Annotated in this window: 23 protein-coding genes; 8 read left to right on the top strand and 15 right to left on the bottom strand. The window is 34.9% G+C overall.

From position 1 onward, the window contains the following. Positions 1-7: 7 nt before the first annotated feature. From J3U19_RS05855 to J3U19_RS05835, 5 genes are all read right to left on the bottom strand, one after another. A complete protein-coding gene (locus tag J3U19_RS05855) occupies positions 8-1,078 on the bottom strand; it encodes a major capsid protein (protein WP_267345696.1) in 1,071 nt (356 codons plus the stop codon). 13 nt (positions 1,079-1,091) lie between these two features. After that, a complete protein-coding gene (locus J3U19_RS05850; RefSeq protein WP_267345695.1) occupies positions 1,092-1,508 on the bottom strand; it encodes a hypothetical protein in 417 nt (138 codons plus the stop codon). Positions 1,509-1,519: 11 nt separating this feature from the next. Further along, complete coding sequence (locus tag J3U19_RS05845; protein ID WP_267345693.1) at positions 1,520-2,680, bottom strand: hypothetical protein; 1,161 nt, start codon at positions 2,678-2,680, stop codon at positions 1,520-1,522. Continuing rightward, entirely contained in the window at positions 2,673-3,440 is a 768-nt protein-coding gene (locus J3U19_RS05840; RefSeq protein WP_267345692.1) for a hypothetical protein, read from the bottom strand. The genes J3U19_RS05845 and J3U19_RS05840 overlap by 8 nt, the downstream gene beginning before the upstream one ends. Before the next feature lie 1,594 nt (positions 3,441-5,034). After that, positions 5,035-7,008: a TonB-dependent receptor domain-containing protein gene (locus J3U19_RS05835; protein ID WP_267345691.1), complete on the bottom strand. Its 1,974-nt coding sequence runs from the start codon at positions 7,006-7,008 to the stop codon at positions 5,035-5,037. Positions 7,009-7,176: 168 nt separating this feature from the next. Between J3U19_RS05835 and J3U19_RS05830 the strand changes: the two genes are divergently transcribed. From J3U19_RS05830 to J3U19_RS05810, 5 genes are all read left to right on the top strand, one after another. Beyond that, complete coding sequence (locus tag J3U19_RS05830; RefSeq protein ID WP_267340729.1) at positions 7,177-8,097, top strand: siderophore ABC transporter substrate-binding protein; 921 nt, start codon at positions 7,177-7,179, stop codon at positions 8,095-8,097. A gap of 478 nt (positions 8,098-8,575) precedes the next feature. Continuing rightward, on the top strand, positions 8,576-9,157 hold the full coding sequence (locus tag J3U19_RS05825; RefSeq protein ID WP_267340728.1) for a hypothetical protein: 582 nt from the start codon (positions 8,576-8,578) through the stop codon (positions 9,155-9,157). Then, positions 9,158-9,745, top strand: a complete 588-nt coding sequence (locus J3U19_RS05820) for a hypothetical protein (protein ID WP_267340726.1) — start codon at positions 9,158-9,160, stop codon at positions 9,743-9,745. Between the two features lie 194 nt (positions 9,746-9,939). Then, the gene (gene rimO, locus J3U19_RS05815) at positions 9,940-11,262 is read left to right on the top strand and encodes a 30S ribosomal protein S12 methylthiotransferase RimO (protein ID WP_267340724.1); all 1,323 of its coding nucleotides are present in this window, start codon (positions 9,940-9,942) and stop codon (positions 11,260-11,262) included. A gap of 7 nt (positions 11,263-11,269) precedes the next feature. Beyond that, positions 11,270-12,658 (top strand): MATE family efflux transporter, encoded by a 1,389-nt coding sequence (locus tag J3U19_RS05810; RefSeq protein ID WP_267340722.1) that lies wholly within the window; start codon positions 11,270-11,272, stop codon positions 12,656-12,658. A gap of 92 nt (positions 12,659-12,750) precedes the next feature. On the opposite strand, the gene tkt is transcribed toward J3U19_RS05810, so the two are convergent. From tkt to J3U19_RS05780, 6 genes are all read right to left on the bottom strand, one after another. Next, positions 12,751-14,757 (bottom strand): transketolase, encoded by a 2,007-nt coding sequence (gene tkt, locus J3U19_RS05805; RefSeq protein WP_267340721.1) that lies wholly within the window; start codon positions 14,755-14,757, stop codon positions 12,751-12,753. Positions 14,758-14,915: 158 nt separating this feature from the next. Beyond that, positions 14,916-15,866, bottom strand: coding sequence for a transaldolase (gene tal / locus J3U19_RS05800; RefSeq protein ID WP_267340720.1), 951 nt, complete (start codon positions 15,864-15,866; stop codon positions 14,916-14,918). A gap of 199 nt (positions 15,867-16,065) precedes the next feature. After that, positions 16,066-16,524, bottom strand: coding sequence for a ribose 5-phosphate isomerase B (gene rpiB, locus J3U19_RS05795; protein WP_267340719.1), 459 nt, complete (start codon positions 16,522-16,524; stop codon positions 16,066-16,068). A gap of 261 nt (positions 16,525-16,785) precedes the next feature. After that, complete coding sequence (locus J3U19_RS05790; protein WP_267340718.1) at positions 16,786-17,031, bottom strand: FeoC-like transcriptional regulator; 246 nt, start codon at positions 17,029-17,031, stop codon at positions 16,786-16,788. A 90-nt stretch (positions 17,032-17,121) separates the two neighbouring features. Then, entirely contained in the window at positions 17,122-19,449 is a 2,328-nt protein-coding gene (gene feoB, locus J3U19_RS05785) for a Fe(2+) transporter permease subunit FeoB (protein ID WP_267345690.1), read from the bottom strand. Continuing rightward, positions 19,446-19,688, bottom strand: coding sequence for a FeoA family protein (locus J3U19_RS05780; RefSeq protein WP_267340715.1), 243 nt, complete (start codon positions 19,686-19,688; stop codon positions 19,446-19,448). The genes feoB and J3U19_RS05780 overlap by 4 nt, the downstream gene beginning before the upstream one ends. 363 nt (positions 19,689-20,051) lie before the next feature. On the opposite strand from J3U19_RS05780, the gene J3U19_RS05775 reads away from it, so the two are divergent. The 3 genes from J3U19_RS05775 to J3U19_RS05765 are packed head-to-tail and all read left to right on the top strand — an operon-like array spanning position 20,052 to position 21,782. After that, positions 20,052-20,408, top strand: coding sequence for an ArsC family reductase (locus J3U19_RS05775; protein ID WP_267340714.1), 357 nt, complete (start codon positions 20,052-20,054; stop codon positions 20,406-20,408). Positions 20,409-20,421: 13 nt separating this feature from the next. After that, positions 20,422-21,561, top strand: coding sequence for a succinyl-diaminopimelate desuccinylase (gene dapE, locus J3U19_RS05770; RefSeq protein WP_416380273.1), 1,140 nt, complete (start codon positions 20,422-20,424; stop codon positions 21,559-21,561). 35 nt (positions 21,562-21,596) lie between these two features. Then, the gene (locus tag J3U19_RS05765; protein ID WP_267340710.1) at positions 21,597-21,782 is read left to right on the top strand and encodes a hypothetical protein; all 186 of its coding nucleotides are present in this window, start codon (positions 21,597-21,599) and stop codon (positions 21,780-21,782) included. Between the two features lie 3 nt (positions 21,783-21,785). Here the strand turns inward: J3U19_RS05765 and cysZ are convergent, their stop codons facing one another. The 4 genes from cysZ to purC form a co-directional block, all read right to left on the bottom strand. Then, on the bottom strand, positions 21,786-22,616 hold the full coding sequence (cysZ, locus tag J3U19_RS05760; RefSeq protein ID WP_267345686.1) for a sulfate transporter CysZ: 831 nt from the start codon (positions 22,614-22,616) through the stop codon (positions 21,786-21,788). Between the two features lie 138 nt (positions 22,617-22,754). Continuing rightward, entirely contained in the window at positions 22,755-24,773 is a 2,019-nt protein-coding gene (locus tag J3U19_RS05755; RefSeq protein ID WP_267340708.1) for a GNAT family N-acetyltransferase, read from the bottom strand. Between the two features lie 3 nt (positions 24,774-24,776). After that, complete coding sequence (locus J3U19_RS05750; RefSeq protein ID WP_267345684.1) at positions 24,777-25,232, bottom strand: DUF441 domain-containing protein; 456 nt, start codon at positions 25,230-25,232, stop codon at positions 24,777-24,779. Then, positions 25,232-25,942, bottom strand: a complete 711-nt coding sequence (gene purC, locus J3U19_RS05745) for a phosphoribosylaminoimidazolesuccinocarboxamide synthase (RefSeq protein WP_267340706.1) — start codon at positions 25,940-25,942, stop codon at positions 25,232-25,234. The genes J3U19_RS05750 and purC overlap by 1 nt, the downstream gene beginning before the upstream one ends. Between the last annotated feature and the right edge of the window lie 13 nt (positions 25,943-25,955).

Raw genomic sequence — 25,955 nt, 5'->3', positions numbered from 1 at the left:
TTACTCCTTAACTTGATGCGAAAATAACAGAATGATTGCCGTTAATATCGGTTTTAACCATTATTCCAGCAGAACCCCATGTGCGCCAAACATAGTCAGAGTTATAATAAAGTCGAGGATCGGCAACAGTACCAAACGCTTGCCCAACAATTGGAGCAATAATGCCAGCTCCTAAAGGAAAAATAAGAATTTGATTACCTGTTAACTTGCTATCTTCTTTGATATCTTCGATGCCTGAAAGTTTTTTAATTTCTTCTAAAACGGTGCGAATTTGGTTGCTGTCAAAGTATTGCTCCCAATTCGACATGATCTCCGCAGAAACGTACCAAGTTTGTTTAGCGTATTGCTTATTAGAAACCTTTAAAGCATCGCGAAGTTTGATGGCTTCAGCACGAATTTTGGCTGGGTCTTTGCTATTGGCGAAATCAAAAGCTAAGGTAACTTGTTGAACTCGTTCATCGTATTTAAAACCTTTCCAAGTTTTTTTATCAAACACGATAAAATTACCATCTTCATCTTTAAAACCGTCAAAGATATAATCAACATATTTACGACGAACAATTTTTACTGAGTTTTCTTGCGCATCCGCTAAGGATTGCAATGCTGAGCCTTTACCAAAAATAGGGTCACGCCATGGGAATTTGAAACCTGTATCATGAATTGGAACAATAGTTCCATCGAAAGCATAGATAGTTGCATTTAATAACGCACCGACTTGACCTGACATAGAAGTATGCGCACTACCGCCACCGCCTGTTTTAGCATATTCATAGACAGATTCATCAATACGAACAGAACGAGAGAAGCCCATTAAATCATTCAACACGGTAAATTCAGTGTTTGGCTCAAACTCCTTTAACACAACAGCGTCTTGAGCTTTATATAGGCGTCTAATATCATCAATTGCATTAGTTACATTCAGGTAATCATTAGCGTTATTATTACCTCGGCTTTGATTGATAAAGTCGGCAACCGATTGCATCCCCGCCCGCCTTGCTTCGGCTAATGCTGCAAATTGAGCATTTTGAGCATCTACAAAACCCCGTTTTTCAGCTTCTTTTTTAGAAAAATAAAACATTGATTAATTCTCCTTACTTCACTACAACACGCAGTAAATCACCTGCTGTTGTGATAGTGATTGTTTCTTCTGCAAAAAATTGAGATGACGCATCGCCGCCCATCGTTACTTGTCCTTCGATAATTTGTAATGGGTCACCTTTTTTATAAACACCAGCATTAGCGGTAACATTGTAAAACGTGCCTTGAGTTGGATGCATACAAACAACCCAATCTCCTAATTTAATTGCGCTTTTTACGTCTTTACCACGTAGATAATCATAGTTAGCAACATACTTAATGCCTTCTTCTGTATCATCTAAAGCTGGTTTAACTTTACCGTTCTCAAAGATACATATCGTACCAGGCATAAAACTAACAGCAGCTTTACCTTCGCGGTTTAACGTTGGGTTAGGGAATACACCACCCGCATGAATAACTCTTTTAGTCATTAAAATTCTCCTTATTCTGGCATTTCGCAGATTGATTGATTGCTGTTAGATGCACTGTAGGCGCTATTAACTGGTACCGATTTCTGACATTTCGCATATAACGCACTCAGAGCATCGCCTTTAATCTCATTGACGGCTGTTTCTGGTATACCAAACGCAGCTTTTACGGCTTCACGCATGGTTTTTTCTTCAGCTGCTGCATTTACACTTACTATCTGCTCTAGGATATTAACTTTATCAATTAGCGTCTTAGCCCATTTCGGCGTCTGTTCGCTATTTTGTTCTTCATCCTTCTTTTTCTTTTTTTCTTCATCTTCATCAGTTTTCTTTTTATCGATAGCCTCTTTAGCGACTTGCTCGTTAAGTGCAGTTAATAACTGCTCATCATCTAAGCCGTCGGTTTTAATCCCTTTGGCGCTTAACACCTGTAAGATCTTCTCTTTCATTGGGTCTATTTCCTCTTTTTTGTTAAATTTGAATTTTTTTAGTGCTTCAGATAATGTATTCTGAATTGTTAATAATAAGTTGGAGGGTGTTGCTTCTAAATCATCTAGATTGGCATTCTCAATCTGATATTCACCATCTGAGTTCACGAACATGCCCACTCCCTCGCTTGGAGTAGCCGCGCCTTGTTCGTTCAGAAGGATAGCCACATGGTCAAAATGCATATTAGTAGCCACCCAATCATAAGCTTTGCCCTTTGATTTTCCAGACTGATATACCTTGTTTAGAATTAATCCAGTAGATACATGAATAGGATTAGCATCCTCACCATTCATCATGCTTTCTAACCTATTTAGAAGTTGCTTGCCTTTCTCGTGATTTTTTGCAAATTCAATATCCACATAACAATCAAGTAACACTTTGTCATTATCTTTGTGGACATTTTCAGCCCATGCACCACCGTAATATTTGTTAATAGCTTTAGCATTGCTTGCCGACACAAATTGACCATTGACTTTAGGGTGTCCAATTGGCATCAAGTTGCCGTTTATTGACATATAACTTTTGTCTATTTCATCTTTCGGATATAAACCATTATTCATCACAACATCATCAACAACTGGGACGACATCGCGAATGATAAAATGCTCTTTATTGTTGATTGATTCTTTTGTGATTTTTGATGATTTATTAATAACCGAAAGCACATTAACCGTAACTTTATTCATCAGTTTTTGCCCTCTCTTTGAGCCATTCTTCACGCTCCTTACTAAGTTTCTCTATTACAAATTTATTAAAAGGCTCACCTTTTTCATTGAGCAATATCGGTATTTGCGAGCAATGGCAATTAAAGGCGTTGCCGCCCTCCTCATACCAATTCCTCACCTCTCCAACCGTTCTTATTCTTCCGTCCCAATAAACATGAGTTAATCGGCTGGTTATAAGTTTTGCAGACATATGCAACAAGCCGACCCTCAAACCTAATCTTTCAGTAGTCCATTCAGTTTCATTCCAAATGGATTGACGATACCCTCCTAATTGTTCGGTTTGAGCTAAAGCTTTAGCTTTAGACATTGAAACATCAAGTCGTTTACTGATAATTTGAGCGGTTTCTCTTGGATTGATACCTCTTGCTATAGCGCTAGCTAAAACATGGCATAAATCTGCTTTTGCAGCTTCGGTTAATCTCTTCCAGTCGCTGAAAGTTAATAAAAAGGCTTGTTTAATTTGATTTAGGTATGCAGGTCTTGACAATAAAGTTACAAAGGCTGTTTGCTCTGCATAATAAGCGGATTGCTGCGCTAAATTAGTATAGGCGGAGTGAGTGCCCCGCTGGTATTCGTTCTCAATTGTCGATAACATCCAAAATTCATCGCGCCCACCCTCAAGCAAGTATTCGTCTAATATGTCCTGAACCATTGCCAATAACGCTTCTAAGTCGTTTGGCGAAATGTCATAGATATAGTTTGAATTGGCTTGATAAATCACACCTTCACGGAAGATGTAACCTTGATTCGGTGGGGGTCAGTGGTTCGAGTCCACCCGGGCGTACCATCCTAAAGCCTTATGCGAAAAGGCTTCAAAAGAATTAATCTTCATCACAATTTTAATAAAGGGGAAAAACTGAGGTGAAATAAATAATAATTTGCCTTTATTCAAATCAATTATTGTTAAATCCTATTTTTCAAAACTTAATCACCTAATACATATGAATAGCATCCTTTATCATATATGAATATTATTATAAATCTATACTTCTAATTGACTTTAAAAAATATCCGATAATAGTTATACATTTAACAACTACGATCCTGCTATCGATTCCTCTGAATTCCAATTTAATGGAAGTGATACTTTATATCTTAAGCGGTTATGGATTTGAGCTATACCTCTATATTTATCATAGATACAGCTATCTGTGTGAGCTATTATTCCACTGTTACCTTGCTAGGTTGAAACTGACGTAAAATAAAATCGAGAGTAGACTAGTTTTGGCTATCTTATTTAATTTTTTGATTAAATAGAGAATAGACCTGTAAGTATTGGGAAGATTACAAGAATGGAAAAAATTGACCTTAGGATTTAATTTATAGTAATAAAATCCATTTTTAACGAAGTTTTAATCAATATTTTCAAGTTATTCTCATCACGAGTTAACACAAAAAATTTATTTGTAAACGAATAAAACTGCGCTAATTAATAAAATTACTAGTTTTATTTAAAAATGGATTTCGAACTCTTTTGTGTTTTTACCATAAATTCAGCACTTAACCATTTAATACTGTTGTAATTATGAACTCATATTTACATCAATGAAAACAATATTATTGTATACCCTGTTATCTACTAATCAATTTTTTAATTAGAGCTTTCATAAAAGAGGTCTTATTACACCCTTCTACATTTATTCAACCATTGTTTCTATCTGCTTGATTTAGTTAATCTCACTGACATCAGTACTTTTTTTAACTTATTCATGTAAACTGGAAACATTAAGAGGAAGAATGGCATATGCAGAGGACCCCTCATCGATTTATCCATTTTAGTACAGGGAACACTTGTTATCGTCAACAGAATACTCAGCCAAAAACGGTTTATCCCTGTGTATAAAAAAGCACTAATAAAATTTGAATAACAGATTTCCCCGAACACGGTTTATCCCTGCTTACACAGGGAACATTCAAGTTATAACATTTTGTTTTATATTTAAATATTAACTATAAAATTTCCACCATTTTTCTAATTAATTTTTAGAATCAAGATATTTATAGCACTTATTAGCTATTTAAGTAATTAAAAATAGCTGAGTTAAACATTATAGCTATGACGATTTTAATAAATAACTTAAGTTTTTACCGTTCAAAAACAAATTATAAAATTTATAATACTGATTTAAATTAATATGTTAGAATTAGTTTTAAATTACCCTTTAAAACTTTGCTATACCATATTATAAATTATTGAACATAAATTCTATTCTTTATTAAAAGAATAAATAGAATGGAATTTAGCACAAGTAATAAAGATGACTTTTTGAATAGTCATCTTTGTATTATAGTAAATAATTATGAATTCAATTCACTTAGAAATTAATCTCGGTACCCACGAAGTAACGTCGACCTTCTAGAGATTTACCAAAGTCATCGTTAGAAACATCTTTGTCAAATAAGTTATAAACACCACCATAAACCTTAGTATTCTTATTTATTTGAAAAGATGCACCTACATCCCAGAAAGTATAACCTGGATATTCAATTTTCTTGCCACTTCGATCCGTTGTATTTTCTGCTCCATAATATGCAACCTTAGTCCATAAATCCCAATGTTGTGTTATGTTCCAATCAATCTGAGTATTAAATTTTTGTTTAGGTGTACGGTTCAAAGGTTTACCCTTATTTTTACCGGTTTTTTGTTCAGTTTTGATCCAAGAGTAATTGGAACTTAATAAGAAATTAGTAAACAATGGTGTTTTAAATGAAAATTCAAGACCTTTAAGATCGGCCTTATCGACATTTTCTCGTCCTTGTACAAAATCGAATTTTTCTTTATATCCAGGAATTTGACAATTTTTTGAACCAGCTGTACCACGGCAAATATAATAGGATTGGATTTTATCTTTATATTTGGTATAGAAGGCTGTTGCAGAGGCATCAATACCGTATTCATTGGTATAACCAATACCCATTTCGAATTCATTCGTTTTTTCAGGTTTCAGATCTGGATTACCCATTATCATCCCTTTATTACCTGTTCCTGAACCTCCGGTAACTTGTCCCCAGTCTGAGACAACTTGACGCAGTTGAGGTGGTGCAAATCCTGTTGAATAGCCACCTTTTATAGTAAAGTTATCATCAATATTCCAGACACTATAAACCCTTGGATTCCAGTTATGACCATAGTTTTCATCTTTATTATAGCGAAGGCCCAATGTTAAATTCCAATTGTCTAAAATACGTAACTCATCCTCAGCAAACAAGGCATAATTCCAACGATCGATTTTTGTTAAAGTTTTCTTTAACTGATTGCCATTATCATGAAGCTCTTGATAAGTATATGTACCGCCAATGGTTAACATATTGATTGAAAATGGGATTGTCATACGTGAGTCAACATCAGTATTACGAATTTTCATTTTTCTTTCTGGGTTATTATTCCCTTCATGAGCAATAAAAGATGTCGTAGATACATCACCAAATAGACCATTATGAGTTAAAGCAAAAGAGTTTCGACGATTATCTCGATCGAAATTACCACGACTAATAGGTCTTGTTTTTCCTGCTGATGCATTACTATTTTGTAGGGTACGACCAAAATCTAAATCAAATTTTTGTGAGTCAGAAGCATTAAGCGATAATTTTCCATTTATACTTCGTAGTTTTTGTTCTGAATGACCATTTAAAAATTCATCTTCATGACGTTTGCTATATTGACCATATAATTGTATACCCAAAATATCATCTATAATAGGTCCCATGGTGGAAAAACTTCCAGTATAGGTATTTTTTTCATCTGCACGGTAAGGAATTATTGATTCAATTCGTAAACCATTATGCCATTCTTTTGAGACTTTCTTTGTAATAATGTTAATTACTCCACCCATAGCATCCGAACCATATAATGATGACATTGGTCCCCTTACAACTTCAATACGCTCTATAGCGGTTAAAGGAGGTAACCAACCTTGTTCAAAACCTGAATTATCACTATTGGGTCTTGTTTCACGAGTGCTAACTTTCTTACCATCAATTAATAATAAAGTGTACTTGGCATCCATACCTCGAATACTAATATCGGTCGAATCACCGCCACCAGTAATTGTAACACCAGGAATATCTTTAAGTGCATCAGTCACATCACGATAAGGTTTTTTGCTAATTTCTTCTGGCGTGATTACTGAGATTGTTGCTGGTGCTTCTTTGATTTGTTGTGAAAATCCTGATGCTGTCACCACCATGGTATCAGTGTCTTTATTGCTTACTGCCATAGCTATGTCTGACAATGACAATAAAAGACCGGTGTTAATGACATGTATTGCCAATTTGAATTTAGTATTCATTTATATAACCCTATTATTTATATTGATATTTTCAACCTCAATCCAAATGTACAATATACCATATGAGAATAGTTATCAATATCTTTTCAAAAAATTATTTATTGCTAGACAAATTATACGCTTTAAATAATAATAGTTATCATTTGCATCATAATCAAAGGAACCAACATGAATACCAAGAAAAAATTATTATTGAGCACATTAGCTGCACTTGTCTTAGGATTAACGGGTTGCCAATCTTCAATGACGGTAACTACTGATAATAATCAAACTGTTGTAGTACCTAAGTCGCCCAGTAAAGTTGTCGTAATGAACTATGGTGCGCTAGACACTTTAGATGCTTTAGGTCAAGGTTCAATTGTTGTAGGAGCCCCTCTCTCTGTTTTACCTTCTTATCTTGAGCAGTATAAAAATGCAAACATTGCTGACACAGGTAATATGAAAGAACCAAGTATAGATGCAATTAAACAAGCTAAACCACAACTGATTATTATAGATGGTCGTCAAGCTAGTCGAACTAAAGAATTATCAAAAATTGCCCCTGTAATTAATTTAAGTGTAGATGCAAAAAACTACCTTGAATCAACCAAAAATCACATTAATGTATTAGCTGAGATTACCGACACCAAACAAAACGCCAGTAATCTAATTCAAGCTCTTAATATAAAAATAACCAACGCTCAATCTGTTGCTCAATCAAATCCCAAAAAAGCAATTGTTGCAATCCATAACGATGGTAAAATGATTTTGATTAATGCAAGTTCAAGTGCAGCATTAATTCATGATGTTTTAAAAGTAAAACGCGCTGTTCCATTTTTTATTCAATCAATGAATGCTGGTGATAAACCAAAACCAATTTTTATTGATAATAATTACGTTAGTACTATTAAACCCGATATTATTTATGTCGTTGACCGTAGCAAAGCAATTGGTCAGACAGCGATGAAAGATGATTTCTTTGATGCAAAAGTATTAGCTACAAGCAAAACTGAAGTGGTTTATCTTACACCAGATCTTTGGTATTTATCTGGTGGCGGTGCGGAAAGTTTAAATCGCCAAATTGATGAAGTAATTAACGGTCTAAATTAAAATTGTTAAGTTAGTTGTTTAACTTCATATTGCCCTTATGCAGTTATTAAGGGCTTTTTTATTATGTGACTATCTTGATTAATTCTGTGATTGTTCTTCACATTCATTCTAAAATTTTGGTATCATACGCAATATTATCATAACTGCTTTTTATTTTGTTAATTAAAAACAATATCAAAAAATATTCATTAATAATAAAATATTTGGTACAAAAATGACGGTTTGATATAACTTTAGTTCGTTTGACCAACCTAATAATCAATCCATTATAGTAACCTATTTTTATCATAAATTAATTTTCTATTTCCAACTAATTTTTTTTACTCATATAAACACATTAATCATCCAATAGTTTATTTTATAATCTTAAAATAGGATTTTAATAGAATAATTTTATATTTTAGTTTATTAACTTATTGATAATTTTAATTTAATGTATACAATTAAAACAGATAGGATGTTTATGGGATAAAATTTAATGAAAAAACTGTTTCTAATTTCAATATTCTTTTCTTTTATAGCTTATGCAAAGATTGATGCACCGATAGGTTTAACATGGGGTGAATCAGACGCTGATGTTGTCTCAAAGTATAAAGCAAAAAAAGTATATGTCTCAGATGATATAATATTTTATGAATTAACTGAACCACCAATGACTCTACCAAATTTTGATTCTTATATGGTACTTGTCCATAAAGATTTAGGTCTTATGAAAGTAGTATTAAGAGAAAAAATAAAAGACGATCCTTATGGCACTAAGGGTAAAGAAGAATATTTTAAATATAAAAAAGTTTTAACAAAAAAATATGGCAAACCGGAATCTATTGAAAAAATAGGATTAAAATTATATAAAGAAATTGATGAGTTTTATCAGTGTTTAAAATATACAGGTTGTGGTAGTTATTCTTCCTATTTTGCCCAATTCCAAATTGGATTAGAAATCGAAGGATCTAGTCGCGGACAAGGTGAATTACAAATTATTTATGAATCGGATCTCCACTCTAAATATAGAGAAATAGAAACAAAGCAAAATCAAATGAAAATAGAAAAAGGACTTTAAATGAACATGTTTAATAAAACTAAAATAGGTATTGTTATAATTGCAATTTTTTCTTTATTTTTATTCAGTTGTAAAAAAGAGTTAAGTGAAAATGAAAAACAAAAACTTATTGAATTGAATGAAGAATTATCCAAAATTTCAGACGAAATCGATAATTCACAAAAAGAGCTTGAAAACTATTCCGGTGGTTTAATTAAAACACTAATTGAAGTTAAAGTTGAAACGTTAAAAATAAATCAAGCTTTGATTACACAAAGAATATCAGCCATTGAATCAGATTCACCGATTAAAGTCGAGACAATCATAACTCAACCCAACGCAGAATTAGCCCAAGATATTTTCAATGATATGAATGAGTTAAAAAAAGAGATTAAATTTCATCAAGATGAGGCTGATCAATATGAAGATGGTCTTATTAAGATTACTCATTTATTAAATGTAGTTCAAAAAGAACAAGCTTATACTGCTTTACAATTACAATATTATACCGTTAAATATGGTTTATCAACATTACCCACTGTAGAGTATCAATCCAAAACGAAAATCAAGGAGAGCGATCCTTCAGTCCCTATTGAAGATAAATTATAATTTACTTTATATGATTAATGACATGTTAGACTCATGTCTTTAATCATCTTTTATCATATAAATCATAACAATCTAAAAATTTTTATTAGCATCAGTTTAAATATGTTAAAATGATTACCTATTGTCAAAATCTAAATTGACAGACTTTTAAATTCTCTAAAACCTCTATAAATTTTAAAATTATTACAAATACTATGAATATATCATCACCAACAATTGGATTTGTGAGCCTCGGTTGTCCTAAAAATTTGGTTGACTCAGAGCGAATATTAACAGAATTACGTACCCAAGGTTATCAAGTGGTTCCTACTTATGAAAATGCTGATCTGGTGATTGTTAACACCTGCGGATTTATTGACAGCGCAGTTCAAGAATCGCTTGAAGCTATTGGTGAGGCGCTGGATGAAAACGGTAAAGTGATTGTTACCGGTTGCCTTGGAGCTAAAGAAGATCAGATCCGAAGCGTACACCCAAAAGTACTTGAAATTTCTGGTCCCCATAGCTACGAAACAGTGCTTGACCATGTCAATAAATATGCCCCAAAACCCGAATATAACCCATTCACCAGCTTAGTTCCTGAGCAAGGCGTTAAATTAACACCTAAACATTATGCTTATTTAAAAATTTCAGAAGGTTGTAACCATAGCTGTACATTTTGCATTATCCCTTCTTTACGAGGAGAGATGGTCAGTCGCCCTATCGGAAATGTACTTGATGAAGCAAAACGATTAGTTGATAGCGGAGTAAAAGAACTTTTAGTTATCGCACAAGATACCTCGGCTTATGGAATTGATATCAAAAATCGTACCAGCTTTTGGAATGGTACGCCTTTAAAAACCAATATTCAAACACTCTGTGAACAATTATCAAGCCTTGGTATATGGGTAAGATTACATTATATGTATCCATATCCAAGTGTAGATGATTTGATTCCTTTAATGGCAGAAGGAAAAATCTTACCTTATTTAGATGTCCCTTTACAGCATGCCAGTCCAACGATTTTAAAATCAATGAAACGACCTGGAACAATTGAAAGAACACTTGAACGAATTCATCACTGGCGTGAAATTTGTCCAGAAATTACTCTTCGTTCAACCTTTATTGTTGGTTATCCTGGTGAGACTGAACAAGATTTTGAATTGTTGCTCGACTTTTTAGAAAAAGCGCAATTAGATCGAGTTGGTTGTTTTCCTTACAGCCCCGTTGAAGGTGCAGTAGCAAATGAATTAGCTAATCAAATTCCAGACGAAATCAAGCAACAACGATTTGATCGATTTATGCAGTTACAGCAAAAAATATCTACGCAAAAATTACAGGCTAAAATAGGTAAAACCTTAGCAGTGATTATTGATGAAGTCGATGAAGAAGGCGCAATAGGTCGAAGTATGGCGGATGCACCTGAAATTGATGGTGTTGTTTATTTAAATGAGGAAAAAGATGTCAAAGTAGGTGATATTGTTCAAGTCATCATTGAGCACTCTGATGAATATGATTTGTGGGGAACGGTTAAACGGTAATAACATCATGAAACAACATTATAAACATGAAATAAAAAATCTTGGTAAATTAGCTGTACCAGTACTTATTGCACAAGTATCACAAACAGCCATCACATTCGTTGATACCATTATGGCAGGACATTATAGTAAAACAGCCTTGTCAGGTGTAGCCATAGCAGTATCAATATGGTTACCAACAGTCTTGTTTGGGCAAGGTCTGTTAACTGTTTTAACCCCAATCATTGCAAATTTAAATGGTGCAGCTAAACGAAACCAAGTTGCAAATCACACACGCCAAGGTGTTGTGATCGCCCTATTTTTATCTGTGTTAATAATGTTGATTTTATATCATTCAGACCAAATAATTGGTCTACGAAGTTCAGTTGATCATCCTATTGATCCCGAAATGATGGACGTAGCCGTTAAATTTTTACGAGCAATTATGTGGGGAGTACCAGCATTTTTATTATTTTTAGTGTACCGCAATCAGTGTGAAGGGTTATCCAATACTAAACCAGCGATGGTGATCATATTTATAGCATTACTTGCTAATATTCCTATTAATTATGTTCTAATATATGGCAAGTTAGGATTACCTGCGTTTGGCGGGGTTGGTTGTGGAATTACAGCTGCTATAATTTTTTGGCTCATGTTTGGCTTAATTCGCTTATATACATTAACTACTTCAAGTCAACGTGATATTCGCAAAACAGAATTGACGAAACTGGTTGATTTTAAAGTAATTAAAAATATTGTGATGCTGGGTATGCCGCTTGCTCTAGCCTATTTTTTCGAAATGAGCTTATTTGCTGTAGTAGCTTTGCTTATTGCCCCACTAGGTCAAATTACGGTTGCTGCACACCAGATTATCTTTACAATTAGTAGTTTAACGTTTGCAATACCGTTATCTTTAGGTGTGGCATCAAGTATCCGTGTTGGTTATTTGCTAGGTAATATAAAACCATCATTAGCTAAGCAAACTGCATATATTAGTTTAGCCATATCGCTAATAATTGCAGTCGTAGTAGCATTAGTTTTGGTTGTTTTTAGAACACCAATTATTCACATATTCACTGAAGAAGTGGATGTTATTACTATTTGCTTGCAACTTATAATTTTACTTGCTATTTATCAAGCTTCTGACTATCTACAAGTTGTAGCAAGTAACGTATTACGTGGTTATAAAGATACGAAAAGTATTTTTTTCATCACCCTTATCTCTTATTGGGGCGTTGGACTCCCTGTTGGATACATTTTAGGATTAACCGATTTAATCGTGCAGCCAATTGGTGCTGCCGGTTTTTGGATAGGGATTATATTGGGACTAGCAGTTGCTGCTTTCTTACTTATTGCCAGAATGATTTACATTCAAAAGCAACCCACAAATATTATTCTAGAACAAGCATCCAGATAAATTGGATCGAAAAAATAAAATTAATTTTCACATAATAAAAACGCCATTAACAATCTTAGCTAATGGCGTTTGTTATTGAATTTATAAATTGATTATTTTAATAAACTATTGGCTTTTTCAAGCACGTTTTCAATAGTGAATCCAAATTCTTTAAATAGTTGATCGGCTGGACCTGATTCACCGAATGTTGTCATACCTATAACTTCACCATTAAGACCAACATATTTATACCAATAATCGCTAATACCTGCTTCAATAGCTAGACGAGCAGTAACTGATGATGGTAAAACAGACTCTTTGTAAGCACTATCTTGCTTATCAAAAGCATCCGTTGATGGCATTGAAACAACACGTACTTTTTTTCCAATTTGAGTTAATTGGAGATAAGCTTCCACAGCAAGTTCGACTTCTGAACCAGTGGCAATGATAATTAATTCTGGTGTGCCAGTACAATCATTAAGAATATAACCACCACGGTAAACATTAGCTAGTTGCTCAGTACTACGATCTTGTTGTTTAAGATTTTGTCTTGAGAAAATTAGTGCTGTTGGACCATCTTTGCGCTCTATCGCATACTGCCAAGCAATAGCTGATTCAACTTGGTCACATGGACGCCAAGTGCTGACATTTGGTGTAACACGTAAACTTGCCATTTGTTCAACTGGTTGATGCGTTGGTCCGTCTTCACCTAGACCAATAGAATCGTGAGTGTAAACGAATAATGAACGAATCTTCATTAAAGCTGCCATACGGACAGCATTACGTGCGTATTCCATAAACATTAGGAAAGTAGCACCATAAGGAATAAATCCGCCATGCAGCGTAATACCATTCATAATCGCTGACATACCAAATTCACGCACTCCATAATGGATATAATTACCATTTGGATTGGCTAAAATTTCTTTTGAGCCTGACCACATAGTTAAGTTACTTGGTGCTAAATCAGCCGATCCCCCTAAAAATTCAGGTAAGGAAGGAGCAAATGCTTCAATAGCATTTTGTGATGCTTTACGAGTCGCAATAGTTGCAGGATTTTCTTGTAGTTTATTAATAAAATCTTTTGTAACTTGTTGCCAATTCACAGGTAGATCGCCATTCATACGACGTTTAAATTCTTTAGCTAAGTCAGGAAAAGCTTTAGCATAAGCGTCAAAACGTGTATTCCACCCATCTTCAATTTGTTTACCTTTTGCTTTTGCATCCCAAGCATCGTAATAATCTTTCGGAATTTCAAAGGCAGGATAGTTCCAACCAAGTTCTTTACGCGTTGCTTCGATTTCAGCATCACCTAAAGGTGCGCCATGACTTTCGTGACTACCCGCTTTATTTGGCGATCCAAAACCAATAACAGTTTTGCACATTAACAAAGACGGTTTATCCGTTACTGCTTGCGCTTGTTCAATGGCTTCTTTCAAAGCATGAGCATCATGACCATCAATTGCGCGAATTACATGCCAACCATAAGCTTCAAAACGTTTTGCGGTATCATCAGTAAACCAACCATCAATTTCACCATCGATAGAAATGCCATTTTCATCATAAAACGCAATGAGTTTTCCTAGTTTAAGGGTCCCCGCTAATGAACATACTTCGTGTGAAATGCCTTCCATCATGCAACCATCACCCATAAATACATAAGTATGATGGTCAACAATGGTATGACCAGATTTATTAAATTGTGCGGCTAATGTTTTTTCAGCAATAGCCATACCTACAGCATTAGCAATACCTTGTCCTAATGGACCTGTCGTTGTTTCAACACCAGGTACATAGCCATATTCGGGGTGACCTGCTGTTTTTGAATGCAATTGACGAAAGTTTCTAAGGTCCTCGATTGTTACATTATAGCCTGTTAAATGCAGTAAGCTATATATCAACATAGATGCATGACCATTTGATAAAACAAAACGATCGCGATCGGCCCAATTAGGATTAGTAGGATTATGTTTCAAAAATCCACGCCAAAGCACTTCTGCCATATCGGCCATACCCATAGGTGCACCTGGGTGACCAGATTTAGCTTTTTGCACACCATCCATACTTAATGCTCTTATCGCATTCGCTAGTTCGCGGTGAGATAAAGTCGTTGCATTCATGTTGTAATCTCCAAAAAAATTTTTAATTAAAAATTCCTAATCAAGCAAGTTACTATATCAGCTATAAGTGCTGTTACCTGCCAAATTCGTTATTAAAAAACGAATAAAATAGTGTAAAAATGGGGGGGAGCTTACTCCCCCTTTTGTATTCAATATGATTAAAGTAATGCACTGATCATATTTTCTAATTTGCCTTGGTCAACAGCAAAAGCACGGATACCTTCAGCAAGTTTTTCAACTGCCATGGCATCGCTATTGTGTTGCCATCTAAATTCGGCCTCAGTCATAGGTGCCGGTCGAGAGACTATAGTTTGATTTGGATTAAGTTTTTGTGTAACAGAGGCGGTTGATTGTTGCATTTCAGCAAGCAAATTAGGTGAAATGGTTAAACGGTCACAACCTGCAAGGGCTAATATTTGATCGACTTTACGGAAGCTAGCACCCATCACAATCGTTTTATAACCATGCTGTTTATAATAGTTAAAGATATTACGAACCGAAACGACACCTGGATCTTCGTCTGGAACATAAGGATCGATGGGTTTTTTTGCTTGATACCAATCATAGATACGCCCAACAAATGGGGAAATTAAAAAGGCATTGACTTCAGCGCATGCTCTTGCTTGGGCAAACGAGAAAAGTAATGTCAAATTACAGTTAATACCTTCTTTTTCTAATACTTCTGCAGCTTTAATTCCTTCCCACGTAGAGGCGATTTTAATTAAGATACGTGATTTATCAATACCTTTTGATTGGTAAAGTTCAATAATACGACGTGCTTTATCAATACAACCTTGTGTATCAAATGATAAACGTGCATCTACTTCAGTCGAAATACGTCCAGGAACGGATTTTAAAATTTCAGCACCAATATTAACAGCAACTTGATCACAGGCATTAACTAATTGTTGTTCTTTACTCATGCCCAATTTTTTAGAGGATTTTATAGCAGAATCAATCAGATAACGATATTGAGGCAGTTGAGCTGCTTTCAATATCAGGGATGGATTAGTTGTGGCATCTTCAGGTGAAAATTGTTTTATTGAATCGATATCTCCCGTATCGGCAACAACTACAGTTAATTTTTTAAATTCATCTAATTGACTCATACTTCTATATCCTCTACAGCATTTAGTTTAATAAAAATATAATAGCATTTATTCAAAAATAAAACGACAGTGCCATATTACAATTTTGTACACATAATAGATTAAAAAAACAATCAAATAAAAAAGTGAAATTAAATGTTAAAAAGTTCTCTTTGTTCACAAATTTAATCCAATTAACCAAAAATATTCTGATAAATCATTATTTTTTACTGTACAGCTGATCATAATGGTTGATACGATCAACTTTAGCCATCGACCTTCCACCCTCGAATTCAGAATTTAACCATGTTTGTACAAGTTTTTTAGCTAGCTCCACACCAATCACTCTAGCCCCCATTGTCATAATTTGTGCGTTATTACTCTTTCTGGCACGCTCAGCTGAAAACACATCATGGCATTGTGCGGCACGTATACCAGGTACCTTGTTAGCTGTTATTGCCACACCTATACCGGTACCACAGATCAAGATCCCTCGTTCGTGTATACCTGATTTTATTGAACAAGCCACTGCGTTGGCAACATCAGGATACAAAGAGTTTTTTATCTGTTTGTCACTGCTATAATCAATAATTTCAATCCCTTGTTCTGTCAAATAATCAACTAAGCTATTTCTAAATTCAAATGCGGCATCATCAGCGCCAATGGCTATTGGTTTCATATTATTTTACCTCAATTTAATTTAAAAAATGAACATAAGTTCATATTAATATCATTTGATATTTTGAAGCAAAAATTAATTCAATTATGTGATGAAAGTCGCGAAAATAAAATATTTTATAAGAAAATATAGCAATAATTTATGCGATCAATTACAAATAGGACTCCATAAACACCGTACCTCTAATAAATTCTTTTAGATAATTTAATCAAAAGTTAAATATGAATACATTTGAACAGAATAATTTTAAAACGATATGAATTATTGATTTAACCAGATATAAACTATTTGCTGACTGATATTACAACCCGCACACGTTTTGCAATGATTAGGTGTGCATAGGGTTTGATTATCTGCCATGCTGATCTTTTTAATACTTCCTTTTTTAATCCAAAAATCCAGTATTTGAGCTGTGGCGCTGCCAGGAATACGAAAATGTCGTGCAATGTCTTGTAGCTCTATACGACCTTTTAATTGCACATAATCTCGAATTGAAGTAATTAGCATAATAATTACAGATGCAGAGTTATGCTCTGCATCTTCTCCTAAATTTATTGATGAATGATTAAGAAATATGCCTTTTTAATAGACTAATATTTAATAACAGCAAGATGATTTTTTAGGGTTAGATGAGCTTACTGTTGATTGATTAAAAATGGAATATCGACCTAATATACGCATAGTGATAACAATAATTAGAATAAATGCCCCACACCCCAAAAGCCACCAAACTGCCGATTGTGAATGACCTAGCAAAGTCGTTTGATAGTAAATTGTTGAGGATAACCAACCAATTATAAAAGTCCAAACTCCAACAAATATCATCCATCTTAAACCAGCCTCACGATATACTGCTCCTAAAGCCGCAGCACAAGGAGTATAAAGTAAAATAAAAATTAAATAAGCTATGGCGACTGATGGCGTCATAAAGGAATTTTTTATTTGTGATACTGCTGTCGAATCCACTGCCAAATCGGATTGCAACGAATCAATATCATCATTTACTGTAGATAGACCCAAAGGATCTAAAACAGCATCAGACAAATTAACGAGATTTTTAGGAATAGTTTTGATCGCATCTAAAATCCCTTGCGACAGATTAAATGATTCAGCCTCTTGTGTTGTATCCGTTTCATCCATAGAATAAAGCGAATTTAAAGTAGCAATAACCGATTCTTTTGCAAAAATACCGGTAAAGATCCCTACAGTAGCAGGCCAATTTTGTTGATTAATCCCCATTGGAGCAAATGCTGGTGTGATCTTCTGGCTAACAATTGATAGCATAGAATCTTGTGAATCTTCATGTCCAAATGTTCCATCACGACCCCAGGAATTAAGCACACTCAATATAGTCACCATTATCACAATGGACTTTCCAGCCTTAAAAATGAAATTTTTCAGACGTTGCCAAGTTAAACTGATCAAACTGCTTAAAGTAGGAATTCGATACACTGGCATTTCCATAATAAATGGCGTAATCGAGCCCTTTAACAAAGTGTACTTAAGCACAAACCCTGTGATAATTGCCACCGCTACACCCAACATATATAAACTAAAAACGATAAATGAAGCATGTTTAGGTGAAAAGATGACTGCAAATAATGCATACACTGGCAATCTTGCTCCGCAAGACATAAATGGAATCATACAAATTGACATGATGCGGTCACGCGTGCTTTCTAATGTACGAGTTCCCATAATGGCTGGTACACTACAACCAAAACCGACTAACATGGGCACAAATGCTTTGCCAGGTAAACCAATACAACGCATACCACGATCGACAACCATTGCTGCCCTTGCCAAGTAACCAGAGTCTTCCAAAAAAGACATACAGAAAAACATAGCACCAATGACAGGAATAAAGGTTGAAACAGTTTGGATACCACGCCCTATACCATTAGATATAATGGCAATAAGCCAACCGGGTGCGTTCAGGATTTGCAATAAATGTGCTGTACCATCCACAAACAGTGTGCTACATAATTCATCAAAAAAATCAACAAAAACCGAACCAAAATTAATCGACAACATAAACATGACATACATTGTTAACAAAAACAATGGAATCCCTGTAATACGTCCTAAGGATATTTTATCAAGCATATCTGAAAAGCGAACATTTAACTCACGAGGTTTGTCAATGACGGTTTTACAAATTGTATCAATCATATCATAACGAGCTGAAGCTAACGCCACATCAATTTCGTTATCGCACCATGCTGAAAGCAACAGACGACAGGCTTTTAGCTTTTCACTCTCAAGTTGGGTCAAAGTGTAATGTGAATCATCCAATAACGCATCTTGCAATTGCCAAGGATTAAATCGGCGCACTACACTGTCTTTTGGTAATTCATTAACATATCTATCAATAATAGCTTGTTGCTCATCTCCTAACAAATTTATTGAAGAATTTGCTATTTTGGAAGATGATGCCATCATTTCTATTTGCTGATACAGTGCCTGCAATCCTATTTTTTTACTTGATGATACAGCCACCACCGGACAACCAAACAATTCGCTCAACTTTTCTACATTAATCTGTTCTCCCATTGCTTTAACGGCATCCATCATATTGAGCACGACAATCATAGGCAATTGCAGATCAACTAATTGACAAGTCAGATATAAACTACGTTGCAAATTTGTTGCATCAATGATATTTACAATCACACTATCATCCTCACTCAAGACAAACTGCCTTGCAATCAATTCATCTTGCGATACACATAAAGGATCGGATTCAATTGAATAGGTTCCTGGCAAATCGACAATATCGTACTGTTTATGATTATAGGAGAAAAGACCTGTTTTACGCTCAACAGTAACTCCTGGCCAATTACCCACTCGTTGTTTAGCTCCAGTCAATAAATTAAATAATGTTGTTTTACCACAATTTGGATTACCAATTAGCGCGATCTTCATGCTCTGACCTCTAACACTTCTATAAAAGAAGCTTCTTGGCGACGTAAACATAATAAAAAACCACGCATATTAATCTCAATGGGATCACCCAGTGGCGCAGTACGTACTACTTCGACTTTACAACCAGGTGTAATGCCCATAGCCAATAATTTACGACGATAAGGTAACGATTTAGGTAAAAATCTAGAAATAACCGCCTCGCGCCCTATTGGCAAGTGGTTAAGGGTTAAAGTTGACATCATACTTCCTACGTAAAGTTAGATTATTTGATTTAATCATGCAAATTAAAATGCGAACAATTCGCAATATTAATACACATTGCTTTAGAAAAAAACAAATTTTCATGAAAAAAATGGAAAGATTGGTCAAATAATGGGGGCAAGTAAAAAATTTTCAATTGTTTTTGAATAAATGTGCAGTCCAACCTCAGAAAAAAGAATTTTTAACTTTTTTAAAAGACCCATAAGATCATCACCGGTTAATATTGTCGAGTATAATAAAACAAAATCAGAATAGATATTTTCATTAATCATCTTAATTGCTGATAATAACTTATAACTGATATAATCTTTTGTATATATCAAATAATGGAACCTCCAATTATGTATATCATCTATGGTATTAAAAACTGCAACACAATGAAAAAAGCGTTTAGTTGGCTTGATGATCACCATGTCCAATATCAGTTTCATAACTATAAAACCGATGGTTTGTCGGCAGAACTGCTCGACACTTTTTTGCAATTAGTTGATTGGCAAAGTTTACTGAATACACGTGGCACTACATGGCGTAAATTAGATGAACAGGTTCGTACCCAAATCGATAATGAACAAGCCGCAAAAAAAATTATGTTAGACAATCCATCAATTTTAAAGCGTCCTTTGCTGATCAATGGTAAACGTGCATTGTTGGGATTTTCTGACGATAGTTATTTACAATTCATTTCGCAACCAAAATAAGATAGAGACTATGATAACTGAACCTGTTATTGCGCTAACTTCAGAGCTTATTGCTGAAAAATCAATAAGTCCTGATGATAAAAACTGTCAAAAGATAATTATCGAACGTTTAAAAAAACTTGGATTTACCATTGAAAAAATTAATATCGGGCAAACCAAAAATTTGTGGGCTTTTCATGGTGATCGTAATAGTAAAACCCTGATGTTTGCAGGTCATACGGATGTAGTGCCCGCAGGTGATGAGAATAAATGGCTTTATCCGCCTTTTACACCGACCATCGATGAACAAGGTGTGCTGTATGGTCGTGGAGCAGCTGACATGAAGAGTGGTGTGGCGGCCATGGTATGTGCGGCAGAGGAATTTATTAAAAACACTCCCCAACATGGTGGCTGTGTGGCTTTTTTATTAACGTCTGATGAAGAAGCAGATGCAATCGACGGTACAGCTAAAGTAGTGGATTTCTTAATGAATCGTCATGAGCGTATTGATTATTGTATTGTTGGTGAGCCTTCAAGCGACACCCTACTTGGCGATCAAATCAAAAATGGACGCCGTGGTTCACTAACAGCTCATTTAGTTGTGCACGGCGTGCAAGGACATGTTGCTTATCCACATCTTGCAGATAACCCTGTGCATCGCTTTGCTCCCGCATTAAATGAACTGGTAAACACAAGTTGGGATGAAGGTAATCAATATTTTCCAAAAACCACTATGCAAATTGCTAATATTAATGGGGGAACGGGTGCAGAAAATGTCATACCTGGCGATCTTAGCATCCAATTTAACTTTCGCTATAGCAGCGAACTAACCGACAAACAAATTAAAGAACGTGTTGAACAAATTTTAAAAAAATATGATCTAAAATATACCCTAAATTGGCGTCTTTCAGGTCATCCTTTTTTAACCCCGCAAGGTGAGCTAACTAATGCTGCCGCAAATGCCATTAAAGAAATTACAGGAATAACTACTACCCTTTCTACCAGTGGTGGCACATCAGACGGTCGTTTTATCGCTAAAATGGGTTGCCAAGTCATTGAGCTCGGCGTACTCAATAAAACTATCCATAAGGTCAACGAAAATGCCAATTGCCAAGACATCATCAACTTAAGCACAATCTATAGACGTATTTTAGAGATTTTATTACTGACATAATTGAGCCCAATTTACATTATCAATAAGGGGATAACATGGCATGGCTTAAAGATTATTGGTGGATTATTTTAATCATCTTAATTGGAATTTTTATTAATACCATTAAAGCACTAAATCGGCTAAATTATAAAAATTATTTAGAAAAAAAGAAAGGAATTAAACCTATACCCTATAGTGACGACGACGATGATTGGCCGTCATCAAAACATTCGAACAAATAAATATTAACGAAAATCTTGTTGGGTACTTTCGAATACAGCTTGATGACGATAACGGTCTACCCACATTGCTGTTGCACCGCATACGGCAATTGGCATCACAATTAGATTTAGGACTGGAACCATAGTAAAAAAGCTAACTAAAATACCAAATACCAGATTGTCAGCCTTGTTTTGCATTAATAGTCTCCGCATACGGTGAAATTTTATTTTGTGGTTATCAAATGGATAGTCCGCATACTGAATATTAATTTGCCAAGCGGTAAATAAAAACCACACCACTGGTGTAACCGTTTGTCCAATGACGGGGACAAAATAAGTCAGTAGAATCAGAACAGCCCATAATAAATAATGACCTAATTTTTGTAGCTCACGATTTAAAATTCGCGGTAGATCTTTAAGCAAAATGATCCACGATGTTTCTGGCGCAGGCATACCAGTTAATTGAGCTTCAACTTGTTCAGCTAATATTCCATTAAATGGTGCAGCGATAAAGTTAGTAACCGTACTGAAAAAATAACAAAACAAAATTACAAGCGTTAAAATTAGAATAACCACAATGAGGTATCCTAACCAATGTAACCAGCTTGGCACATAAGATAGTCCCCAATCAACCATACCATCAAGAACAGTAAAGAACCAATAAAAAAGTGCCGACATTAATACAGTATTAGCAAGTAGAGGTAGAAAAACAAATCGCTTAATCCCAGGACTGAAAGCTAATGACCAACCTTTAATGAAATATTCTAAACCACTTCGAGCTTGATGATTTTTTAGATGTGATTGTGTGTGGGAATGTTGATGTAGGGCATTATGATCGATTTGATTAGACGTCACATTGGGTTCCTTTTTAATTAACTTGTCAGCCAATACCTTAGCTAGGTATAAATATGTAATACAGTAATAGATATGTTAGATAAACTGTGCAATATTTTAAATATACCTTTTACTAACCTCAATAACGTTTAATTATCTTTACTGGCATTTTTTTAGTTTTGCATTAAGTTGATTATTCACCAACCAAGTTTTAACTTCTTGTTTAATGGCTTGCATTAATGCATTTTTTCCCGTCAAGTGATAACGATTAATAATTTCAATTTGATTATTCTTGCTATTAATTAATGCAGATAATATCGGCAATGTTAAACATTGCTGATGTTTTAGTGTATAAAGATTTAATCGACAAAGTGCAGGATAGCTCGCTTCAAAAGGACGATAATAATCACAAAAACCGGATAATTCACAACAATCTTGTGTGGATAATTGTTGAACCTTGTCAAAGGCAATCATATCTTCAAAAGGTACTTTAATGATATCTTTAAGCCAGTAAGCATTGCGGGCAAGTTTTTGGCGTAATTGATCAACCAATCGCTGTCCTGAATGAGTTAAGGGTTTAATTGCCATAACTGAATAGCTACCACTTCGGGTTTCTTTATGGCTACTAACGTGCACTAAATTAAAACCACATGCCATCCAAAATTGATAATTAGGCTGACTGTATGCAAAGCTCACCGATAAATAATCGATATGTTGGTGATTCGCTTCATCGCTAATGGCTTGTACAAGTTTCTTAGCAATATGTTGTCGTCGATAAAGCTCAGTTACCGCAATACGATTGATCCGTACCGAACATAATTGAGCTGCCAGTTTTTCACCTGCATGGGCGACCAGTGATTGTGCTACCAAATTGCCTTTAGGGCGGCGCATACCTAGCCATACTTGCTCAATAAGTGAATCAGGCAAATTTCCTTCTTTTAGCGTAATTGCCGCAGCGATCTCTTTAGTTGTTATTGGATGCGTTTTGGATAAGATATGATTGACTGTTGCTTGCCAAACCGATAAATTTTGTGCATCAAAGAGGCGTCGTAAATCAACTAATGTGGTTTGATAGTGGGCGCTTTTTAAAAGATAAAAGATGGATATCAACGTTTTAAGATTATGCCGATCAAGTTTACTGTATCTTATGTATGAATTACTCGTTCTTGGGTTTTCTTTTTCTTCTGATATCCCATTTAACAATAAACGATCGCAAAATAGCTCTAGCTTATCACCCGTTTGCCATCGAATGGGGGTGTCAAGAGAATGAAATTGGCACGATTTTTTTTTCAACAATTTTAATAAAAATCCTTGCCCTGTACCTTCATATCCTTCTGTAGTGGTAATAAGTAATACTTGACTATTTTTAGTCTTGGCTAATTTCAGTAATTGTTCAAGCATTGGAAGCGGTATCATGGCGGCTTCATCAATAATTAAATGATCCGCAAAATTGTTTTGTTGCCAAGCTAGTAATTCATCTGGTGCAAAAAAAGGGGTGTGTGGGTTAGCAAAAGCAAAAAAGCTATTCAGTGCCGCTTTATTCGGTGCTGTCACAATACAGCTATTATGCTGACTAAATAATCCTGCCAAAGCCGATTTACCACGACCTCGTTTACCGATAAGTACATTAATATCTTGCTTACTGTTTAAAATTTTTTGTAACGTCGTTTGCTGCTGACTTAAATCATCAGGTTGATTGTCATCATCTAACAATTTTGGTAATGGAGAATGTTCATATACTGATAAGCCAGTTTTCTCAATAGTTATATCAAATTCAGCAAGTGTATTTAACAAGTGATTTACAAAATTTGGCACAATAATGGGCATTTCTGCTTCATTCCAGCGTAAACTATCTTGATCTTGCCAAGTTTCAAGTTGATCCGGTAATAATAAAATCAGTAAACTTCCTTTAACCAGTGTACCAGTTAACATGGCAAACGCATCCAAATTAAATCCTAATGTTGCATCAAATATAGCATGCAGATACTGTTGTCCTAAAAGCTTTTTGGTTTTATGAGGTAACAGGATATTTGGCAAAAAGTCAGGGGCATTTGGCTGATCAGTAATGGTTATCCAATCGCCAATATTTGTGGTTACAGTATGATTCAGTTGCTGAAATAATTGTGTCGCTTCACCCTGTAACACCCACAATGTTCTTGTGCTTTTGAGGCATGACATTGCTTAATTTTTTCCAATCAACAATGACAATATGCCAGCAGCGATGAGTGGTCCAACAGGAATGCCTTTAAAGAACGCCACACCAATAAGAGTGCCAATAATTAATCCATTAACAATGGTAGGGTGTGCACCAATTAACGATATGCCGCGAGTACCTAACCATGAAACTAGAATTCCCACAGCGATAGCAACGATTGATTGCCAAGTCGTGAATGATTTCACAATATCAGCAACTTTTAATGATCCATCGGCTAACGGTACCATCATAGCAGCAGTTAAAATGACAACACCAATAGTTAAACCATATTTATTCAAAAATGGAAAATAAACTGCTAACGGTGTGAGTTTAAACATTAGCAGTAATAGTATGGCAAAAGTCAACGTGTTATTGTGTGTTAAATAACACAGTGCTGCGAGACCTAAAAGAAGAAAAAAAGAAATATCAAACTGTGCAAACATTATAACGAAACACCTATTCGTGCTGCCACTTCTTCATATGCTTCAATAACGCCACCTAATCCTTGTCGGAAACGATCTTTATCCATTTTTTTCAATGTCTCTTTTTCCCATAGACGGCAACCGTCAGGTGAAAATTCGTCACCTAACGTAATTTCATTTTTGAAGAGTCCAAATTCAAGTTTGTAATCAACTAAAATTAAACCTGCTTTATCAAACAGTTCTATCAAAACCGAATTAACTTTAAAACTAAGATCTTTCATCGTAGCTAATTGCTCATCTGTTGCCCAGCCAAAAGCCCTACAGTGAGATTCGTTGACCATTGGATCATGCAGAGCATCGTTTTTGAGAAATAATTCAAACGTTGGAGGATTAAGTACTTTACCTTCTTCGACACCCAAGCGTTTAACTAAAGAACCTGCCGCACGATTACGAACGACACATTCAACAGGTATCATATCAAGTTTTTTTACTAAGACTTCATTGTCTGATAACAAGGCAGCAACTTGAGTTGGCACCCCTGCGTCACGTAGTTTAGTCATAATAAAATAATTAAATTTATTATTGACCATTCCTTTACGATCGAGCTGCTCAATGCGTAAACCATCAAAAGCAGAAGTATCATTACGAAATTCCAATATTAATAGCTCAGGGTTGTCTGTTGCGTAAACAGTTTTTGCTTTACCGCGATAAAGCTCATCCAACTTTTTCATGCTTATAACCTTA

The organism is Gilliamella sp. B2828, assembly GCF_026537125.1.
Lineage (GTDB): Bacteria > Pseudomonadota > Gammaproteobacteria > Enterobacterales > Orbaceae > Gilliamella.
This window is presented reverse-complemented; position numbering and strand designations above follow the sequence as displayed.

What these genes read in the sequence shown, in the direction of transcription:
- J3U19_RS05855 (WP_267345696.1), bottom strand. Translation starts at nt 1,078, where the DNA reads ATGTTTTATTTTTCTAAAAAAGAAGCTGAAAAACGGGGTTTTGTAGAT.
- J3U19_RS05850 (WP_267345695.1), bottom strand. Translation starts at nt 1,508, where the DNA reads ATGACTAAAAGAGTTATTCATGCGGGTGGTGTATTCCCTAACCCAACG.
- J3U19_RS05845 (WP_267345693.1), bottom strand. Translation starts at nt 2,680, where the DNA reads ATGAATAAAGTTACGGTTAATGTGCTTTCGGTTATTAATAAATCATCA.
- J3U19_RS05835 (WP_267345691.1), bottom strand. Translation starts at nt 7,008, where the DNA reads ATGAATACTAAATTCAAATTGGCAATACATGTCATTAACACCGGTCTT.
- J3U19_RS05830 (WP_267340729.1), top strand. Translation starts at nt 7,177, where the DNA reads ATGAATACCAAGAAAAAATTATTATTGAGCACATTAGCTGCACTTGTC.
- J3U19_RS05825 (WP_267340728.1), top strand. Translation starts at nt 8,576, where the DNA reads ATGAAAAAACTGTTTCTAATTTCAATATTCTTTTCTTTTATAGCTTAT.
- J3U19_RS05820 (WP_267340726.1), top strand. Translation starts at nt 9,158, where the DNA reads ATGAACATGTTTAATAAAACTAAAATAGGTATTGTTATAATTGCAATT.
- rimO (WP_267340724.1), top strand. Translation starts at nt 9,940, where the DNA reads ATGAATATATCATCACCAACAATTGGATTTGTGAGCCTCGGTTGTCCT.
- J3U19_RS05810 (WP_267340722.1), top strand. Translation starts at nt 11,270, where the DNA reads ATGAAACAACATTATAAACATGAAATAAAAAATCTTGGTAAATTAGCT.
- tkt (WP_267340721.1), bottom strand. Translation starts at nt 14,757, where the DNA reads ATGAATGCAACGACTTTATCTCACCGCGAACTAGCGAATGCGATAAGA.
- tal (WP_267340720.1), bottom strand. Translation starts at nt 15,866, where the DNA reads ATGAGTCAATTAGATGAATTTAAAAAATTAACTGTAGTTGTTGCCGAT.
- rpiB (WP_267340719.1), bottom strand. Translation starts at nt 16,524, where the DNA reads ATGAAACCAATAGCCATTGGCGCTGATGATGCCGCATTTGAATTTAGA.
- J3U19_RS05790 (WP_267340718.1), bottom strand. Translation starts at nt 17,031, where the DNA reads ATGCTAATTACTTCAATTCGAGATTATGTGCAATTAAAAGGTCGTATA.
- feoB (WP_267345690.1), bottom strand. Translation starts at nt 19,449, where the DNA reads ATGAAGATCGCGCTAATTGGTAATCCAAATTGTGGTAAAACAACATTA.
- J3U19_RS05780 (WP_267340715.1), bottom strand. Translation starts at nt 19,688, where the DNA reads ATGTCAACTTTAACCCTTAACCACTTGCCAATAGGGCGCGAGGCGGTT.
- J3U19_RS05775 (WP_267340714.1), top strand. Translation starts at nt 20,052, where the DNA reads ATGTATATCATCTATGGTATTAAAAACTGCAACACAATGAAAAAAGCG.
- J3U19_RS05765 (WP_267340710.1), top strand. Translation starts at nt 21,597, where the DNA reads ATGGCATGGCTTAAAGATTATTGGTGGATTATTTTAATCATCTTAATT.
- J3U19_RS05755 (WP_267340708.1), bottom strand. Translation starts at nt 24,773, where the DNA reads ATGTCATGCCTCAAAAGCACAAGAACATTGTGGGTGTTACAGGGTGAA.
- J3U19_RS05750 (WP_267345684.1), bottom strand. Translation starts at nt 25,232, where the DNA reads ATGTTTGCACAGTTTGATATTTCTTTTTTTCTTCTTTTAGGTCTCGCA.
- purC (WP_267340706.1), bottom strand. Translation starts at nt 25,942, where the DNA reads ATGAAAAAGTTGGATGAGCTTTATCGCGGTAAAGCAAAAACTGTTTAC.